At 62.0% G+C, this 19,029-nt stretch carries 15 protein-coding genes; 8 read left to right on the forward strand and 7 right to left on the reverse strand.

Annotated elements, in window-relative coordinates:
• Positions 1–111 precede the first annotated feature (111 nt).
• On the reverse strand, positions 112–1,845 hold the full coding sequence (locus tag IRZ77_RS19200) for an IlvD/Edd family dehydratase (RefSeq protein ID WP_196174143.1): 1,734 nt from the start codon (positions 1,843–1,845) through the stop codon (positions 112–114).
• Between the two features lie 183 nt (positions 1,846–2,028).
• On the opposite strand from IRZ77_RS19200, the gene IRZ77_RS19205 reads away from it, so the two are divergent.
• The 5 genes from IRZ77_RS19205 (at position 2,029) to IRZ77_RS19225 (ending at position 8,530) form a co-directional block, all read left to right on the forward strand.
• Positions 2,029–3,336 carry an MFS transporter gene (locus IRZ77_RS19205; RefSeq protein ID WP_196174145.1) on the forward strand — a complete coding sequence of 436 codons (1,308 nt, stop codon included), beginning with the start codon at positions 2,029–2,031 and terminating at the stop codon, positions 3,334–3,336.
• A gap of 28 nt (positions 3,337–3,364) precedes the next feature.
• Positions 3,365–4,354, forward strand: coding sequence for an AraD1 family protein (gene araD1 / locus IRZ77_RS19210; protein ID WP_196174147.1), 990 nt, complete (start codon positions 3,365–3,367; stop codon positions 4,352–4,354).
• A 204-nt stretch (positions 4,355–4,558) separates the two neighbouring features.
• On the forward strand, positions 4,559–6,133 hold the full coding sequence (locus IRZ77_RS19215) for an aldehyde dehydrogenase (NADP(+)) (protein WP_046614052.1): 1,575 nt from the start codon (positions 4,559–4,561) through the stop codon (positions 6,131–6,133).
• Between the two features lie 99 nt (positions 6,134–6,232).
• Positions 6,233–7,564 (forward strand): MFS transporter, encoded by a 1,332-nt coding sequence (locus IRZ77_RS19220; protein WP_196174149.1) that lies wholly within the window; start codon positions 6,233–6,235, stop codon positions 7,562–7,564.
• A gap of 9 nt (positions 7,565–7,573) precedes the next feature.
• Entirely contained in the window at positions 7,574–8,530 is a 957-nt protein-coding gene (locus tag IRZ77_RS19225) for a 2-hydroxyacid dehydrogenase (protein ID WP_046614050.1), read from the forward strand.
• Positions 8,531–8,585: 55 nt separating this feature from the next.
• Here the strand turns inward: IRZ77_RS19225 and IRZ77_RS19230 are convergent, their stop codons facing one another.
• Positions 8,586–9,500, reverse strand: a complete 915-nt coding sequence (locus IRZ77_RS19230) for a LysR family transcriptional regulator (protein ID WP_196174150.1) — start codon at positions 9,498–9,500, stop codon at positions 8,586–8,588.
• A gap of 182 nt (positions 9,501–9,682) precedes the next feature.
• Between IRZ77_RS19230 and IRZ77_RS19235 the strand changes: the two genes are divergently transcribed.
• Genes IRZ77_RS19235 through IRZ77_RS19245 form a run of 3 tightly spaced genes read left to right on the forward strand, consistent with a single transcriptional unit; the run spans position 9,683 to position 11,932 of the window.
• Positions 9,683–11,020: a nucleobase:cation symporter-2 family protein gene (locus tag IRZ77_RS19235; RefSeq protein WP_196174153.1), complete on the forward strand. Its 1,338-nt coding sequence runs from the start codon at positions 9,683–9,685 to the stop codon at positions 11,018–11,020.
• Between the two features lie 58 nt (positions 11,021–11,078).
• Positions 11,079–11,585, forward strand: a complete 507-nt coding sequence (locus tag IRZ77_RS19240) for a deaminase (protein WP_196174154.1) — start codon at positions 11,079–11,081, stop codon at positions 11,583–11,585.
• Positions 11,586–11,593: 8 nt separating this feature from the next.
• Positions 11,594–11,932 carry a hydroxyisourate hydrolase gene (locus IRZ77_RS19245; protein ID WP_178081774.1) on the forward strand — a complete coding sequence of 113 codons (339 nt, stop codon included), beginning with the start codon at positions 11,594–11,596 and terminating at the stop codon, positions 11,930–11,932.
• Positions 11,933–12,011: 79 nt separating this feature from the next.
• Here IRZ77_RS19245 and IRZ77_RS19250 read toward each other — a convergent pair whose 3' ends face one another.
• From IRZ77_RS19250 to IRZ77_RS19270, 5 genes are all read right to left on the reverse strand, one after another.
• Complete coding sequence (locus tag IRZ77_RS19250) at positions 12,012–12,836, reverse strand: DUF6708 domain-containing protein (protein WP_230386609.1); 825 nt, start codon at positions 12,834–12,836, stop codon at positions 12,012–12,014.
• 150 nt (positions 12,837–12,986) lie between these two features.
• The gene (locus IRZ77_RS27190; protein ID WP_322493039.1) at positions 12,987–13,787 is read right to left on the reverse strand and encodes a DUF6708 domain-containing protein; all 801 of its coding nucleotides are present in this window, start codon (positions 13,785–13,787) and stop codon (positions 12,987–12,989) included.
• Between the two features lie 155 nt (positions 13,788–13,942).
• Positions 13,943–14,746 (reverse strand): DUF6708 domain-containing protein, encoded by an 804-nt coding sequence (locus tag IRZ77_RS27195; protein ID WP_328316355.1) that lies wholly within the window; start codon positions 14,744–14,746, stop codon positions 13,943–13,945.
• Positions 14,747–14,910: 164 nt separating this feature from the next.
• Positions 14,911–15,714, reverse strand: a complete 804-nt coding sequence (locus IRZ77_RS27200) for a DUF6708 domain-containing protein (RefSeq protein ID WP_230385897.1) — start codon at positions 15,712–15,714, stop codon at positions 14,911–14,913.
• Positions 15,715–15,850: 136 nt separating this feature from the next.
• Positions 15,851–18,937 (reverse strand): T6SS effector BTH_I2691 family protein, encoded by a 3,087-nt coding sequence (locus IRZ77_RS19270; RefSeq protein WP_230386611.1) that lies wholly within the window; start codon positions 18,935–18,937, stop codon positions 15,851–15,853.
• Between the last annotated feature and the right edge of the window lie 92 nt (positions 18,938–19,029).

Raw genomic sequence — 19,029 nt, forward strand, 5'->3', positions numbered from 1 at the left:
CCCCGGGTCCGGCGCCCCCCCCCCCCCGACTCGGGCGCGGGGGGGGCGGCCGGCGCCCCGGCGATGGGCTGCGCAGCAGCCCCGATGACGCTAACCGACAGGCTTCAGGCCTTAGTGCGAGTGCTTTGGCACCGCCGCCCCTCGGCAACCGACCAGGAAGTCGAAGTCGCAACCTTCGTCGGCCTGCATGACGTGGTCCAGGTACAGCCTGGCGTAACCACCGCTGATCAGCTGCTGCGGGGCTTGCAGGTCGGCCAGGCGGCCGGCCAGTTCCTGGTCGGAAATGTCCAGGTGCAGGCGGCCCTCCTTGCAATCCAGTTCGATCCAGTCACCTTCGCGCACAGCAGCCAATGGCCCGCCGGCTGCCGCTTCCGGCGCCACGTGCAGCACTACGGTGCCGTAGGCGGTGCCGCTCATGCGAGCATCGGAAATGCGCACCATGTCGGTCACGCCCTGGGCCAGCAGCTTGGCCGGCAGGCCCATGTTGCCGACCTCGGCCATGCCCGGGTAACCCTTGGGCCCGCAGTGCTTCATCACCAGCACGGAACTGGCGTCCACCTCCAGCTCGGGGTCGTTGATGCGTGCCTTGTAGTCGTCGAAGTTCTCGAACACCACGGCGCGGCCACGATGTTGCATCAGCGCCGGGGTGGCAGCTGACGGCTTGAGCACAGCACCCTTGGGCGCCAGGTTGCCGCGCAGGATGCAGATGCCGCCATCGGCCACCAGCGGCTTGTCGATCGGGCGGATCACCTCTTCGTCATACAGCGGTGCGGCCTGGCAGTTGTCCCACAGGCTCTTGCCGTTGGCAGTCAGCGCGGCAGGGTTGGGCAGCAGGCCGTGTTCGCCCAGGCGGCGGATGACCGCAGGCAGGCCGCCGGCATAGTAGAACTCTTCCATCAGGAAACGGCCCGAGGGCTGCAGGTCGACCAAGGTTGGCGTACCGCGGCCGATGCGGGTCCAGTCTTCCAGCTGCAGGTCCACGCCGATGCGCCCGGCAATGGCCTTGAGGTGAATCACCGCGTTGGTCGAGCCACCGATGGCGGCGTTGACGCGGATGGCGTTCTCGAAGGCCTCGCGGGTGAGGATTTTCGACAGGCGCAGGTCTTCGCGCACCATGTCGACAATGCGCATGCCCGACAGGTGGGCCAGCACGTAGCGGCGTGCATCCACCGCCGGAATGGCGGCGTTGTGCGGCAGCGAGGTGCCCAGCGCTTCGGCCATGCAGGCCATGGTCGAGGCGGTGCCCATGGTGTTGCAGGTACCTGCCGAGCGCGACATGCCGGCCTCGGCCGAGAGGAACTCGTTGAGGTCGATCTGGCCAGCCTTGTAGGCCTCGTGCATCTGCCAGACGATGGTGCCGGCGCCAATGTCCTTGCCTTTGTGCTTGCCGTTCAGCATCGGCCCGCCGGTAACCACGATCGCCGGCACGTCACAGCTCGCCGCGCCCATCAGCAGCGCCGGGGTGGTCTTGTCACAGCCGGTCAGCAGCACCACGGCGTCCACCGGGTTGCCACGGATCGCTTCCTCTACATCCATGCTCGCCAGGTTGCGGGTGAGCATGGCGGTGGGGCGCAGGTTGGACTCGCCGCTGGAAAACACCGGGAACTCCACCGGGAAGCCGCCAGCCTCCAGCACACCCTTCTTGACGTGTTCGGCAATCTTGCGGAAGTGCGCGTTGCACGGGGTCAGCTCCGACCAGGTGTTGCAGATGCCGATGATCGGCTTGCCCTGGAATTCGTGGTCCGGAATGCCCTGGTTCTTCATCCAGCTGCGGTACATGAAACCGTTCTTGTCAGCGGTGCCGAACCATTGGGCGGAGCGCAGAGGGCGTTTGTGATCAGACATGGGGGTACCTAATTAGTATTACTATTTGTCGTTGTGGTGTCGAATGTACTGAGAAAAATGGTCTCTGTGAAGGCTTGTTGATTTAAATAGTAATACTATAAGATCGTTTACCCAGGTCAGAGGTCTGCCAAAAAGTCCCCGGCCGGTGCTGTACCCATTACAAGAACAATTGGAGACATCGCCATGATTCAGGAGCAGCGGCTCGTCCGCCTGATCACACTGAAACTCATCCCTTTTCTGGTACTGCTTTACCTGGTGGCCTATGTCGACCGTTCCGCGGTGGGCTTCGCCAAGCTGCACATGGGCGCCGACATCGGCCTGGGTGACGCTGCCTACGGCCTTGGTGCCGGGCTCTTCTTCATTGGTTACTTCCTGTTCGAGGTGCCGAGCAACCTGTTGCTCGACCGCGTTGGCGCCCGCCGCTGGTTCGCCCGCATCCTGGTCACCTGGGGCGCGATCACCGTCGGCATGGCCTTCGTCACCGGGCCCAACGGTTTCTACGTGATGCGCTTTCTGCTGGGGGCGGCCGAGGCGGGCTTCTTCCCGGGCGTGCTGTACTACATCACCCAGTGGTACCCGGTACGCCATCGCGGCAAGATCCTCGGCTTCTTCATCCTCTCCCAGCCGCTGGCAATGTTGATCACCGGGCCGCTCTCGGGCGCGCTGCTGGGGCTCGATGGCATCTACGGCCTGCATGGCTGGCAATGGCTGTTCATCTGCATTGGTACCCCGGCGGTGTTGCTGGCCTGGCCGACCCTGCGCCTGTTGCCGGATAGCCCGGCCAAGGTGCGCTGGCTCAGTGACGAGCAACGCAGCTGGCTGCAGGAACAACTGGCCAACGACCTGCGCGAGTTCGGCCAGACCCGCCATGGCAATCCGTTGCATGCCCTGAAGGACAGCCGGGTGCTGTTGCTGGCGCTGTTCTACCTGCCGGTGACCCTGAGCATCTACGGCCTTGGCCTTTGGCTACCCACGCTGATCCATCAGTTCGGCGGCAGTGACCTGGTCACCGGTTTCGTTTCGGCCGTGCCTTACCTGTTCGGCATCATCGGCCTGCTGATCGTGCCGCGTAGCTCCGACCGCCTGAACGACCGCTATGGCCACCTCGGCCTGCTTTACGCCCTGGGGGCAATCGGCCTGTTCCTCAGCGCCTGGCTGAGCGTGCCGGCCATGCAGCTGGCGGCACTGTGCCTGGTGGCGTTCGCGTTGTTCTCCTGCACCGCCATTTTCTGGACCTTGCCGGGCCGGTTCTTCTCCGGGGCCAGCGCCGCAGCCGGCATCGCCTTGATCAACTCGATCGGCAACCTCGGCGGCTACCTGGGCCCGTTCGGTATCGGCGCGCTCAAGGAGCACACCGGGCAGCTTTCGTCGGGGCTGTATTTCCTGGCCGTGGTGATGCTGTTCGGGCTGTTGCTCACCGGGGTTGTCTACAACCGCCTGGAGCGCCGCCAGCGCCTGGCTTCCACGCGGGCAGCCGAAGCCTCCCGCTAATTTTCGCAACCGAGAAGCGAGCACAAACATGCGATTGATCCAATTTGAAACCGCCACCGGCGAGCGCTGCGTGGGCGTGGTGGAAGGCGATTACGCCCTGCAGGTGCAGGGCGCTGGCAGCACCCGCCAGCTGGCCCTGCAAGCCATTGCCGCCGGCCGTGACCTGGCCGCTGAAGTGCAGGCTGCCGGCCTGGGCGAGCGCCACGACTACCTGGCCCTGCTGGCCGAAGGCCGCGTGTTGCCACCACTGGACCACCCGGACCCGGCGCACTGCCTGGTCACCGGCACCGGGCTGACCCACCTGGGCAGCGCCGCTACCCGCGACAAGATGCATCAGCAGCAGGCCGAAGGCGCGGTGACCGACAGCATGCGCATGTTCCAGTGGGGCCTCGAGGGCGGTCGGCCGCCGGCAGGCGAGGAGGGCGCCCAGCCGGAGTGGTTCTACAAGGGCGATGGTGGCATCGTCGTGCGCCCTGGCGCCGACCTGCCGCTGCCGGCGTTCGCCGAGGATGCCGGCGAGGAGCCGGAGCTGGTCGGGCTGTACCTGATCGGTGCCGACGGCACGCCCTACCGCCTTGGCTACGCATTGGGCAACGAGTTTTCCGACCATGTGATGGAGCGGCGCAACTACCTGTACCTGGCCCATTCCAAGCTGCGCGCCTGCAGCTTCGGCCCAGAGCTGCGCCTGGGTGCGCTGCCGGCCCACCTGGAAGGCACCAGCCGTATTTTGCGCAACGGCCAGGAGCTGTGGCGCAAGCCTTTCCTGTCGGGCGAGCAGAACATGTGCCACAGCTTCGAGAACCTCGAGTTCCACCACTTCAAGTACACCCAGTTCCTGCGCCCTGGCGATATCCACGTGCATTACTTCGGCACCGCCACGCTGTCGTTCGCCGACGGCATCCAGGCGCGGCCGGGCGACACCTTCGAAGTCAGCCTCGACGCCTTCGGCCAGCCGCTGCGCAATGGCATTGCAGCAGCGCCCGGGCAGGTTCGCCCCGGGGTGGTGAAAAGCCTTTGAGCTCGCTGCCAGCCGGTTGATGAATCGGGGCCGCTTTGCGGCCCTTCGCGGGCTCGCCCGCTCCCACAAATACGGCGCAAGCTGCCAGAACTGCGCGGTCCCTGTGGGAGCTGGCTTGCCTGCGATGGGCTGCGCAGCAGCCCCCTTTCCGCTAACTGCCTGACACGAGCATCTGAACCTTCTTTCTCATTACAGGAGTCAACCATGACCGGAAGCAACTTCATTGGCGGCCAGCGCAGCGCCGCCGGCAGCGTGCGCCTGCAAAGCCTCGATGCGCGTACCGGCGAAGCCTTGCCGCAGGCCTTTGCCCAGGCCACCCCGGAAGAGGTGGATGCCGCCGCGCAGGCTGCCGAAGCGGCCTTCGCCGAATACAACGCCTTGGCGCCGCAGCGCCGTGCGCAGTTCCTCGATGCCATTGCCGACCAGCTGGATGCGCTGGACGACACCTTTGTCGCCACCGTGTGCCGCGAAACCGCATTGCCGGCCGGGCGCATCCAGGGCGAGCGGGCGCGTACCAGCAACCAGATGCGCCTGTTCGCCACGGTGCTTCGCCGTGGCGACTATCTGGGGGCTCGCATCGACCGTGCCCAACCACAGCGCCAGCCGCTGCCGCGCCCCGACCTGCGCCAGTACCGTACCGGCGTCGGCCCGGTAGCGGTGTTCGGTGCCAGCAACTTCCCGCTGGCCTTCTCCACCGCAGGGGGGGATACCGCCGCAGCGCTGGCCGCCGGCTGCCCGGTCGTGGTCAAGGCGCACAGCGGCCACATGGCCACTGCCGAACGGGTGGCCGAGGCCATCGAGCGGGCGGTCGTGGCCACCGGCATGCCCGCGGGCGTGTTCAACATGATCTACGGCGCCGGTGTCGGCGAAGCGCTGGTGCGCCACCCGGCGATCCAGGCCGTGGGCTTCACCGGTTCGCTCAAGGGCGGCCGCGCGCTGTGCGAGCTGGCTGCGGCGCGCCCGCAGCCGATTCCGGTGTTCGCCGAAATGAGCAGCATCAACCCGGTGCTGGTCTTGCCAGCGGCCTTGCAGGCCAGGGGCGAGCAGGTGGCCAGGGAGCTGGCCGGTTCGGTGGTGCTGGGCTGCGGGCAGTTCTGCACCAACCCGGGGCTGGTCATCGGTATTGCCGGCGAAGCGTTCAGCACCTTCCTCACGGCCCTTGGCGCGCATCTGGCCGACCAGGCCGGGCAGACCATGCTCAATGCCGGCACCTTGCGCAGTTATAGCCAAGGTGTGCAACGCCTGCTCCAGCACCCGGGCGTGCGCCATCTGGCCGGTGCCGAGCAGGCGGGTGACCAGGCCCAGGCACAGCTGTTCCAGGCCGATGTGAGCTTGCTGCTGAACGGTGACGCACTGCTTCAGGAAGAGGTCTTCGGGCCTGCCACGGTGGCCGTCGCAGTAGCCGACGAAGCCGAACTGCGCCGCGCCGTGCAAGCCCTGCATGGGCAACTGACTGCAACCCTGATTGCCGAGCCGGAGGACTTCCAGCGCTTCGCCGCGCTGGTGCCGGTGCTGCAGCGCAAGGCCGGGCGCCTGCTGGTCAATGGTTACCCGACCGGCGTTGAAGTGTGCGATGCCATGGTGCATGGCGGGCCGTACCCGGCCACGTCCGATGCCCGTGGGACCTCGGTCGGCACCTTGGCCATCGACCGCTTCCTGCGCCCGGTGTGCTACCAGGACTACCCGGACGCGCTATTGCCCGATGCCCTGAAAAACGCCAACCCGCTGGGCCTGCAACGCCTGGTCGACGGCCAGCACAGCCGCGAGGCGCTGGCCTGACGCCTTGAGTTCCGACGTTGAATCGCTGCCCCCCGCCCGGCCAAGGCCAGGGCGGGCATTCGACCTATACCCCAAGAACAACAACAAGAGGTTGCAGCCATGCCCAGTCGTTCCTTACCCGCCGACCTGATCGCGCGGGAGTCGCTGGATAACCACCTGTTCCGCAAGATCAACTGGCGCATCGTGCCGCTGTTCATCGTGTGTTTCCTGTTCGCCTACCTGGACCGCGTCAACATCAGTTTCGCCAAGCTGCAGATGCAGAGTGCGCTGGGTTTCAGCGACGCAGTCTACGGCCTGGGCGCGAGCCTGTTCTTCGTCGGCTACTTCCTGTTCGAGGTGCCGAGCAATGTGTTGCTGCACCGCATCGGCGCGCGCATCTGGATCGCCCGCATCATGATCAGCTGGGGCCTGGCCTCGGCGGCGATGATGTTCGTCACCAGCGAAACCTGGTTCTACGTGCTGCGTTTCCTCATCGGCGTGATGGAAGCCGGTTTCGTGCCTGGGGTGTTGTACTTCTTCACCCAGTGGTACCCCAGCGACCGCCGTGCGCGCATCAATGCCTATTTCAAGAGTTCGATCTGCCTGTGCGGCATCGTCGGAGGCCCGTTGGCGGGGTTCATCCTCAGCCATTTCGACGGGGTCAACGGGCTGGCCGGCTGGCAGTGGCTGTTCCTGCTCGAGGGGCTGCCGTCGGTACTGCTGGGCCTGCTGGTGCTGTGGCTGGTCAGTGACCGCATCGAGGATGCCCGCTGGCTCGACGCCGAAGAAAAGCGCTACCTGCGCGAGCGTCTCGATGCCGAGCCCAGGCCCGAAGGGGGCAGCTCGGTTCGCGCCATCCTGCGCGAGCCGGCCTCGGTGGCGTTGTCGGCGATCTACCTGTGCCTGGTGATGGCGCTGACCGGGCTGCTGTTCTGGATGCCACAGTTGATTCGCAACGCTGGCGTGGCCGATGCCATGGACATCGGCTTGCTGACCATGATCCCGTACCTGGTGGCGGTGGTGGGCAACCTGCTGATTGGCCGCAGCTCCGACCTGCGCGGCGAGCGTCGCTGGCACATGGCGAGCTGTGCCGCCATGACCACCGCAGGCTATGCGCTGTGCGCCGGTTTCAGCGGCCAGCTGTGGCTGCTGATGCTCGGCATGAGCCTGATCATGACCGGGATCATCGCCTGGATGCCGATCTTCTGGACCCTGCCGCCGAAGTACCTGGCCGGCCTGGCGGCGGCGGCGGGTATTGCGCTGATCAACTCCATCGGCCAGCTCGGCGGCATTGTCGGCCCGTATCTGGTCGGCAGGGTACGCGACGTCAGCGGGTCGCCGACCCCGGCACTGTGGTTGCTCACTGCAGTCAGCCTGCTGGCAGTGATATTGATCATCTGGGGCGTACCGCGCCGGCTGTACGCGGCTCAACCTGAAACGCGCATCGACTGAGGAGGTTCCATGCAACGTGTCGTTTCCTTCGGCCCCATTTCCAGCGCCGAGGTGCTGGCCGACCTGGGCCGGCGTTACCACTTTCAGCGTTTCGACCAGCCGCTGGCCGACCGCGAACGCTTTCTTGCGGCGCTGGCCACTGCCGACGGGCTGATCGGCAGTACCTTGCCGCTGGGTGCGGAGCTGCTTGACCGGGCGCCGGCATTAAAGGCCATTGCCAGCGTGTCTGCGGGTTTTGACAACTATGACCTGGCGTACTTGCGCAAGCGCGGTATCCGCTTGACCAACACCCCGGATGCGGTGACCGAAGCCACCGCCGATACCGGGTTCATGTTGCTGATGATGGCTGCCCGACGCGCTGGCGAGCTGGCGCAGATGGTGCGTGATGGCGAATGGACGCACGCTATCGACGCCACGCGCTTCGGCCGCGATGTGCACGGCAAGACCTTGGGTATCGTCGGGCTTGGCCGCATCGGTGCGGCGGTGGCCAGGCGCGGGCATTTCGGTTTTGGCATGCAGGTGCTGTACAGCGGCAATAGTGACAAGCCCGAGTATGAAGCGCAGTTCGCCGCAAGGCGGGTGCCGCTGCAACAATTGTTGGGCGAGGCGCACTTCGTCTGCGTCTGCGTGCCGCTGAGTCCGGCCACGCATCACTTGTTCGGCCGCGAGCAGTTCGCAGCCATGCGGGCCGATGCAGTGTTCGTCAATATCGCCCGTGGTGCTGTGGTCGATGAGGCCGCGCTGGTGCAGGCGCTGGTCGAGGGGCAGCTCGGCGCGGCCGGGTTGGACGTGTTCGAGCAAGAGCCGCTGCCGGCCGCCTCGCCGTTGCTGGCGTTGCCCCAGGTGGTGGCGCTGCCGCACATCGGCTCGGCCACCGTCGAGGCGCGTGCATTGATGGCGCGTACTGCGGCGGCCGAGCTGGCAGCGGTACTCGAGGGCAGGGCACCGAACCATCCTGTTCTGTAGGGCTGCGCGCAGCCAGCAAGAGGCACCGTCCAGCAGGCGCCGGTATCGACCTGGCTTACAAGGTGGTCGAGCACCCCAGCCGGTCAACCTCGAACACCTTGCTGCGCTGCAGGCTCTCCCGCAGGTAGCGCGCCGCCGGGCCGGGCTGGCGCTTGCGGTGCCACAGCAGGTCTACACCCACCAGCCAGTCGGTGTGGGGGTACGCCTCCAGCTGCAACTCAACCAGTTGGCCGCTTTCCAGCTCGCACTGCACCAGCTGGCGCGGCAGGGTCGCCCAGCCAAGCCCGGCACGGACCATTTCTACCAGCGCCAGGTAACTCTCCGCCTGCCATAGCTGCCCGGCACGCAGGTATTCGCTGCTGGGCAGTTTGTCGGCATGGGCGGCGAAAGCCAGCCGTCGATGGGCGTTGAGGTCGGCGAAACTCACCGGGCACTGGCGCGCCAGGGCGAACCCGGGGTTGCACACATGGGTCATGATCAGCTTGCCTAGTTGCTGGAAGGCCAGCTCCGGCGGGTAGTCGGGCTGGGCGAAGGTTACCCCCAGGTCGGCCTCGCCAGCCAGGATCATTTCACTGACATCACCGTGCACCGGGTGGCGGATCAGCAGGTCGACAAAGGGAAACGCCTGGTCGAAGCCTTTGAATGGTGGGATAAGCGGCCCATACGGTACTTCGATCGCCAGGGTCAGGGTGGCTTCTACCTGGCCGGCCAGGCTGTCTGCGCTCCCCTCCAGCGCGTAGCAGCGCTCGAGGATGCCCTCGGCCCGCAGCAACAGCTTGTGGCCGGCGGCAGTCAGCTTGGGGATGCGGCTGGAGCGGTCGAACAGCTGCACGCCCAGGTCGGTTTCCAGGTTGCTGATCGCTGCACTGACCGTCGACTGGGTGCGCCCCAGCCGCCGCGCTGCGGCAGAGAACGAGCCGGCCTGAACGGCGCCGACGAAAACCTGCAGTTGCTCAAGGGAAAAGCGCATTGTCCGATCCTTTCTACCGCTCGATCCATCGATAGTAACGATGGTTAATCATTTGCTCCATCGGTGATTTCACAGGATTCTTCACCTCGACATCGGTGTCAGCTGCCCAGGCTTTCCTGCGCTGCATGTCACTCCGGGCGCCTTCAACAATAAAAAGAGCCGCATTTGAGGAGAGTCACGACATGAGCCAATCCAAGATCCATCCCGTGGACCAGGTCCTGCCCCCGCGGGAGCTGTTCACCTTCGGTCTGCAGCATGTTCTGGTGATGTACGCCGGCGCCGTCGCGGTGCCGTTGATTCTGGGCAGTGCCCTGGGCCTGAGCCAGGCCCAGGTGGTCACGCTGATCAATGCCAACTTGCTGACCTCGGGCATTGCCACTTTGCTCCAAACCCTCGGCCTGTGGCGCTTCGGCGCGCGCCTGCCGCTGATCCAGGGCTGTTCGTTCATTGCTTTGGCGCCGATGATCATGATCGGCAAGGCGTTCGGCCTGGCGCATGTGTTCGGCGCGGTCATTGCCGCCGGTGCGCTGACGATTGCCATTGCACCGCTGTTCAGCCGGTTGCTGCGGTTCTTTCCGCCAGTGGTGATCGGCAGCCTGATCACGGTCATCGGCATTTCGCTGATGCCGGCCGCAGCCATCTGGCTTGGCGGAGGGCAGCCTGGCGCTGCGGACTTCGGCAAGCCGGCCAACCTGCTGCTCGGTGTGGCGACGGTAGCGATCACGCTGGTGATCCATGCCCGTTTTCGTGGGTTCATCGGCAACCTCAGCGTGCTGCTGGGGCTGATTGCCGGCAGCCTGGTGGCCGCGGCCTGCGGCATGACGGATTTCAGCCAGGTCTCGGCTGCGGCATGGTTCGAGCTCAGCGCGCCGATGGCGTTCGGCGTGCCGCAGTTCTCGTTCACCCCGGTACTGATCATGCTGTTGGCGATGCTGGTGATCATGGCCGAGACCACCGGCAATTGCCTGGCCATCGGCAAGCTGACGGGCCGGCCCACTGACCAGCGTACCCTTGGCAATGCGTTCCGCGCCGATGGCCTGTCGACCATGCTAGGCGGCATGTTCAACAGCTTTCCCTACAACGCGTTCACGCAGAACACCGGGCTGATTGCGCTGTCCGGGGTCAAGAGCCGCTACGTGGTCGCCGCCGCCGGCGCGATCATGGTGCTGATGGGGCTGTTCCCCAAGCTGGGGGCGCTGATTGCCAGTGTGCCGACGCCGGTCCTGGGCGGCTGCGCCATCGTAATGTTCGGCATGACCACCGTGGCCGGTATCCAGGAGCTTGCCCGGGTGCGTTTCGAGGGCACCCGCAACGGCTTGGTGGTGGCGGTATCGGTCAGCATCGGCGTGCTGCCGATGTCGATGCCGGCGCTGTTCGGGCATGTCAGCGGCCCGCTGAAACTGGTACTCGAGAGCGGGATCTTTCTCGCCGCCGTCAGCGCCATCCTGCTCAACCTGTTGCTCAACCGCGCGCCTGATACCAGCACCCGGAACGCCGCCGATAGCGGCCTGGCCAACTGAACCTTCTTCACGCGCGCCAGCTGGCGCGCGTTCCATCATCCCTCAGGGAGGACCGTTCGTGACCTTTTCAAACCCCCAGGACACCGGCCTGTCCGCACTCGACCTGGACCTGCTGCGCCAGTCGATTCGTCTGTCCGAGCAAGCCCGCGAGGAAGGCCGGCATCCGTTCGCTGCCATTGTCGCCGATGCCCAGGGCCGGGTCGTCGCCAGTGCCGGCAACAACTCCATGCCCCCGCAGGGCGACCCGACCCAGCATGCCGAACTGGTCGCCGCAGCCCGTGCAGCCAGGCTGCTGACGCCTGAGCAACTGGCCTCCTGCACGTTGTACACCAGTGCCGAGCCTTGCTGCATGTGTGCTGGCGCGGTCTACTGGACCGGCATCGGCCGGGTGGTGTACGCGCTGTCGGAACATGCCCTGCTTGGACTGACCGGTGCCCACCCGGAAAACCCTACCTTCGCCTTGCCGTGCCGCGAGGTGTTCGCCCGCGGGCAGCGTGTCGTGCAGGTGCACGGGCCGGTATTGGAGGATGAGGCGGCGCAGGCCCACCGGGGGTTCTGGGCATGAGCGGCGGGGTGTCCGTGCATGTGGTCGACATTGCCAGCGGGCGAGCTGCCGAAGGCTTGTGCCTCAGCATCGGGGCGCCCGGCGCGGCACCGATCGCCGAAGGCTGCATCGACGCGCGTGGGCAGTGGCCGGAACTGGCGGCGCTGAGCGGGCGGTTTCCCGTCGGCGTGTACGAAGTGCGTTTGCAGGTGGCGCAGTTCTACCGCCAGATCGGTGTGGGGTTACCCGAGATACCGTTCCTCGACGAACTGGTTTACCGCTTCGGCATTGGGGATGCACAGGCTCACTATCATTTGCCTTTCAAGATCACCGCCTGGGGTGTCAGTTGCTTTCGGGGTGGTGCATGAGCAACGTACAAGCCAATAACAATCCAACGCCTTTTCTGATTTGCAGCCAAGGTGCTTGCCGAGCCTTCAACATCCCGCGCTAGCGGTTTAGAAGACTTCCCGTTGTCGGGGCACTGCGAGACTCAAGGTCGATTTCCGCTGGCCATCGCACCTTGGGGGCGAGGTATCGCATCGGGTTCAGACCATTGCCAACCTTCTGATCCTGCAAAGCGCTTATAGAGTCAGGAAGAGCGTCATAGCCACTTTGCATGTACAAACGTGCCAGTGCCCAATACTGCTTGCCTTGCTCTATGTCGTCACACAGGAACAGGCGCTCGATGACTTCCTCGGTGCCTGCTTTGCGAACCGATATCATCACATTTTCAATGAGGCCGCCGTAACCCATCGGGGCGTATACCCTGTAGACCTCGGCAGTGAGGTCAGCCCAGTCATAGGCCACAGGGTTTACTCCCCAGCCCTTGCTGCCGAAGGGGTATAAGCGATCAAACCTGTATTCATAAAAATAGACTTTTTGGCGTGCTCTATTGAAACGTATGGGTTCATCGCGAGGAAGTCGTAGGTCCATACGAAACAATGGAAAAAAGGCCCAGGTTGAAAGAGTTACAATCATGAGGCCTATGGTCGTAATTTCAATTCCCGATTGCCAGTCGTCGAGGAGGGAAGTGAAGATGTCTGGCACGATAAACACCATTGTGTAAATTAGAATAATCAAGCCGCCGAAAAAAGAAATCCCCCGCACGCTGACCGAGGACCGAGGGAACTCGATAAATATACGTCCAGCCCGATTTATTTTTAAATTGGATGCCAAACACACCTCGCGCTGCGCGGGTGCAATATCATGCGGAGGAAGATCATACTTCCAGCCCACCCCTCGGGTAGGTAGCATCTTTCTCTTTCCTTTCATGCATTCAGTTCCGTGGAAACAGTGATGGGTGCAAGCAGAGCGGGGAACAACCTGCCGTAGGGCCTGACTGGGCAGTGGCCATGCGGGAAGAGTGAGGCTGCCGCAACCCAGGGCGGCCTATATTTCTAGGCCTGGGGTTCATCGGCCCCCTCATTCAGGGGGGGCAGTACGGGATTCACGGTCAATGTCCTCCGGCCAATGAACCTTTGGTGCCAGGCAATGCATGTGGCTCAGGCCATCGTCGTCGTTCCAGTCACGGGGTGGGTGCACGAACTTCGGCAGGGCTTCGGGGCCTTGCTGCATGTATAGCCGGGCGATGGCCCAGTAGGCCTCGCCTTGGTAGAGGTCGTGAGTGAAGAATACGCGGTCGATGACTTCGTTGGTTTCCGGGTTGCGGATCGACAGCATGACGTTCTCGATCAGGCCCCCGTGGCCAGGGGCGTAGACTCGGTAGACTTCGGCGGTTACGTCGTCCCAGTTGTAGGCGACCGGTTTGACGCCCCAGCGTTTGCGGCTGAAGATGAAGATGCGGTCATATCGAAACTCATAAATATATATTTTCTGGCGAAGTCGGTTGAAGCGAATTGGCTCGTCTCTAGGCGTAACCAGATCAAGTCTGACATAGGGAATCAAAGCCCATAGTATTGCCGGAGGAAAAATTATTGATATGTTTATTAGCCAATCGCGCTGCCAACCGTCATGCAAAAGACTCCAGTAGAGGCAAAGCGTCAATCCCAGAATAAAAATCAACCCCGGAATCCCAACTAAAAATATGACACCTCGGAGGATAATGCTACTCCGAGGTAACTCGAGATAAACATCATCGAAGTAGTTGGGCGACGGTTTGACACTTGCCCACACTTCCCGCCACTTTGGCACTTCATCTACCTTGGGAAGGTCATGACTCCAGCCTAAAGCGCGCTCCCACAGAACTTTACCATCACGCTTCACTCGTTAACCTCCCTGACACAATTCTCAACGTACTCACTTGGCATCTAGGCAGAGCGTGTAGCAGCTTGCCGTAGGGCCCGGCTGTGCAGGGGCCTTGCGGGAACAGTGAGGCTGCCGCAGCCTATACCTTCTAGGCCCGGGGGGAATCGGCCCTCTCATTCAGATGGGGCAGTACGGGACTCACGGTCAATATTCTCCGGCCAATCAACCTTGGGTGCCAGGCAATGCATGTGGCTCAGGCCATCGTCGTCGTTCCAGTCACGGGGTGGGTGCACGAACTTCGGCAGGGCTTCAGGGCCTTGCTGCATGAATAGCCGAGCGATGGCCCAGTAGGCTTCGCCTTGGTAGAGGTCGTGAGTGAAGAATACGCGGTCGATGACTTCGTTGGTTTCCGGGTTGCGGATCGACAGCATGACGTTCTCGATCAGGCCCCCGTGGCCAGGGACGTAGACTCGGTAGACTTCGGCGGTTACGTCGTCCCAGTTGTAGGCGACCGGTTTGACGCCCCATCGTTTGCGGCTGAAGATGAATATGCGGTCATATCGAAACTCATAAATGTATATCTTTTGGCGGAGTCGATTGAAGCGAATTGGCTCGTCCCTAGGGGCAACCAGATCAAGCTTGATGTAAGGAATCAAGGCCCACAGTATTGCTGAGGCGGTAGTTACCAATGATAGATTCATCAGCCAGTCGTGCCACCAGTCGTCATATAATAAATCCCAGTACAAGTAAAGCGCCATTCCAAAAAGAAAAAGCAGCCCCGCAACACCGATCAGGAATATAACGCCTCGAAGAATGGTGCTGCTCCGTGGCAACTCGAGATAAACATCATCGAAATAGTTTGGCGACGGTTTGACACTCGCCCACACTTCCCGCCACTTTGGCACTTCATCCACCTTGGGAAGGTCATGGCTCCAGCCTAAAGCGCGCTCCCACAGAACTTTACCATCACGCTTCACTCGTTAATCTCCCTGACATAAATCTCAATGTACACACTTGGCATCCAGGCAGAGCGTGTAGCAGCCTGCCGTAGGGCCTGGCTGTGCAGGTGCTTTGCGGGAACAGTGAGGCTGCCGCAACCTATGGCAGCCTATACTTACTACGCTTGGGGGCATCGGCCCTCTTATTCAGATGGGGCTGTACGGGACTCACGGTCAATATCCTCCGGCCAATGAACCTTGGGCGCCAGGCAATGCATGTGGCTCAGGCCATCGTCATCGTTCCAGTCACGGGGTGGGTGCACGAACTTCGGCAGGGCGTCGGGGCCTTGCTGCATGAATAGCCGGGCGATAGCCCAGTAGGCTTCGCCTTGGTAGAGGTTGTGGGTGAAGAACACGCGGTCGATGACTTCGTTGGTTTCCGGGTTGCGTATCGACAGCATGACGTTTTCGATCAGGCCGCCGTGGCCGGGGGCGTAGACTCGGTAGACTTCGGCGGTCACGTCGTCCCAGTTGTAGGCGACAGGTTTGACGCCCCAGTGTTTGCGGCTGAACAGGTAGATGTAGTGAAATCTGAACTGATAGAGATAAATCTTGCGCCGCAGGCGATTGAAGCGGATTGGTTCGTCCCGTGGGAGCAACAGGTCCATTTTTACATATGTCGCAGTAGCCCACATGCCAATCAAAATCGCTAACGATGCGAGGATGTCAGTACCCCAATTATTCGACCAGTAGATACCAAAAAACCTCCAGTGCATGTAGATTAATGCACCCACAGAAAAAACCAAGATTGGTCCCCCTATCAGCACTGTGACACCACGCAAACTAACAGTAGAACGGGGAAGCTCCAGGAACACATCATCACAGTAGTTTGGTGGCGGATCTATATCTTCGAAGCTCAAACGCGGGACTTCATCCGAGCTGACACCAGGCAGATCATGGCTCCAACACAGAGCTCGCTCCGAAAGGATCCTGGGCTTAATCTTCATTCATTAGCTTCCTTAAGGCAGACCTCAATATATGCGTCTGGCAGGCTTCTATCCGGCCAATAACTTATCAGCAGTGTCGCGGCTCTAATGGTATGCGGTCCAATCGTAGCCATAAGATTCATAGCGCCCGTAATTTCTAGCCAAGACATATGCGGCTCATTTTGGCTAGGCGACCGTCTTTTTTTTTAACTAAAATGTCACTCTTGTAATCGGGCAGCCTCGGCTGAGAAAAGTCATGGAATGTTGCCGCTTTGGTAAGCGCCTCGGCTCGAACAGGTTGGTACTCATCAAGAACGACAGCCTCTCCGCCACTGAAGTCGGGGAAGGTTCCGTCACCATGTCGATGTACCACAAGCGTCAATCGATAGGCCGAATGCTCATCACGGTATTTGGGCAATATGATTTGGAATTTTAGTTTTTGCTCTAGTCCCAAGCTAAGCAACCCACCAATCTTAGAAGTGGCCGGGTCGCTTAAACGTTTGGATTCGAAATGAATCGCCGTATGTACGCCGAGCGTGGCGGCATTCAGCTCCGCAAACGCTATATCTGCATATTCAGGTGTCTTCCAAGACACGACCGGATTTTCATTGTTAGTCCCAAAGCAGCACCGTCGCACCCAGCGCTCTAATGCATTAGATTCGCTTTCTTCAGCTGACTTGGCAAATGCGTAAGCGATGAGTGCCAGTACTATAGCCAGACCTAAAGGCCCTAATAGGACGGGCTTGAATATTGCATAGACAAACATACCAGTTGAAGAGACGTACACGACACCCGCACTAAAATAACTCATCGCTGCTGGGTTATCCCCAGCTGCTCGTGCACGTTTAGCAGCAGAAAATGCTTGTGCCGTATCCAAAATCCCGATTATTGCACCTATCATCGCACCGATTTTTATCAGCGACACTCCAGTTTCTGAGACGCCCTTAGCCCACGACTTTCCAATGGGTTTAGTACTTGAGCTCAATAAGAACCCCACCAGTTCGATATGTCCTCCCAACACTCCCAAATACGATCCTTGCAATGCCAACTTGGCCTCATGCGCCTTCGGCCCAATCTCCGTTTCCGCCTTTTCCTGATTCCTGCCCAGGCTGTCCTGTTGCAAATACAACCCGCCTATCGCCAGCAGAACCTCCCAGCTGCCGGCAATCCCACGCAACCCGGAAAAACCGGTCTTCACCAATCGGGCCGCCTGCTGCGTCGTGATCTTCATCCCCTGCAATAATTTGCGCGCATCGGCTTCCAACGTCCCCGCCGCCACCGAGATATCCACCAAGGCAAACTGCGCCGCACTGCTCGCCTGCGTTACGCCAATGTTGGCTTCCTGGAACAATCGCCCATGCACCTCTTCAGCCTTGCCTTCGACCCACACCGTCACACTGATCATCGTATTGGTGAGCCGTGGATCGAGCACGGCCAGGCTCATCAAGCCGTGCTGGATAATCGGCCGCACCTTGCGCATGGCCTTCATCGAGCCAAACTCGAAGTCATCGATATTGCGGCGCATCCGGTCCCGCGCCTCGGCGATCGACGCATTGGCCTTGTGCTGCAACTCCCGAAGGTGCGCACTCTGCAAGGCGTAGTACTCGCCCAGCTTCATCTTCACTTCCAGTTCGATCAGGTGCACGCCGTTGTAGAGAAACTGCGTGGCGCCGTTCAGATGGCGCACCGCCTTCTGAATACCAGGCGACAGACATGGCGCCAGCCGCTGACTAGCCGCATTGAGCGCACCCTGCGTTTCAGCAATGGCCTGCTTGAGGGTATTGCGCATGCGCAGGCCGGCGTCATCGCTGGCGATGATCTTGCTCAGCATGCCGTAGAGCTTGTCGCTGTCGTTCCAGTTGATCGCTTCTGTGGCGGAGAAACTGGGCAGCAGCCCGGCCAGCAATGACTGGTCGCGCATCAGCAAGGCGCGGTAGGGCGGGCTGTCCGGGTCCTGCAGCCATTTCAACCAGAGCAGTTCGCTGGTGCCGGAAGCGGGAACATGCGGTTCAAGGCGGGGGACAACAGCTTCCGTAACGCCACCGCCCAGGCACAGGGCCATGGTCTTGGCATAGGCCACCCCGGACTCACGATCATGACCGTCGTAGTCGTACTGCTCGACAACCTTGAACATGGGCGTATCGAACAAGGCAACGTACGCCTTTGCGTCCTTGTCGATGTAGCGCTGAAACTCGCGCTCCTGCTGGTCGTATTCAGCCTGGAACGCGGCCCGCTGCGGCTCGTGGTAACGTTGTTCAAGCCGCTCGTCACTCTCCTGCTGCGCACGCTCGACCAACCGCTGCCGCTCGACTGTCGGCTCGACGAACGCTGGCGGCCCATCGCCCGTCATCGGTTCCAGCGACGGCACCTCCTGCGCCGCCCACTCCCTATGCGTGGCTCGAATGATCTGCAGGATCTGCGAGGTCTGCAGCTGATAGGCCCGCATCGGTTCTTCACGCCAGGCCTGACGCTTCAGTACCCAGTTCAGGCGCTGATGGTTGTACTCCTGAATCAGCCCGACAGTGTCGTCGAGCACCACTGCCAGCACGCCGTTTTCCAGCTTGTGCCGGTTGATCGCATTGACCAGATAGCCGCGCAGGGCGAACCGGCGCAACCAGCGGCTGTGGAAGCCATGCGCACTGTCGAAGGGGGCGCAGCCATGCTGGGCGTACTCGAATACCTGCTGGTCGACCCCAAGCTTATCGGGCGTCATGGCGATGCCCAGCAGTTCGGGATTGTTGCGGGCCTGGATCAGGTCCAGGCCCTCGAAGCGATGCGCAGGCGATGCACCGCTCTTGTAGGCGTTCAGCACACTCACCGGCCAAGGATCGCTGGAGAAGGCCAGCCAGGCGCTGGCGTACCTGTCGGTATCGAGGTTGAGAAAGGCTGAAGGAATGTCGTGATCTGCGTTCACGCATGTTTCGGGCAGCGGCGAGGGCGGGCCGTCTGGCGGCTCGTAAGGGTTGAAGCGGCGCAGGTGGCCCTGCTCGCTGACGGCATAGGCATGCCAGACCTGCTGGTCGAGCAGCACATACAGGTAGCCCATACGCAAGGTGCGCAAGCCGATCATTGTCGAGATATGCCGGTTATCCGCGACGGTGAAAACACACTCGGGGCGGGTATCCGGCACCAGGGCGCGGCGCAGCGGCAGGATCGGCAGGCCCTGGCGCTCGCAGGACATGCACTGGTCGTGCGGGAGCCCGGCTTCGGCGATCGCGAGGGCGATACGTTGGCTGATGGTCATGAGCGATCCTCGTGTTGGACAGGTCCTTGTCGACCTCTGAACACTAACGGGGAATCGCTTTCCAGAGAGGCATTGGGCGTCCTAAAAGCTTG

Origin of the sequence: Pseudomonas pudica (assembly GCF_015680405.1) — a bacterium.
In the GTDB taxonomy this organism is placed as follows: Bacteria; Pseudomonadota; Gammaproteobacteria; order Pseudomonadales; family Pseudomonadaceae; genus Aquipseudomonas; species Aquipseudomonas pudica.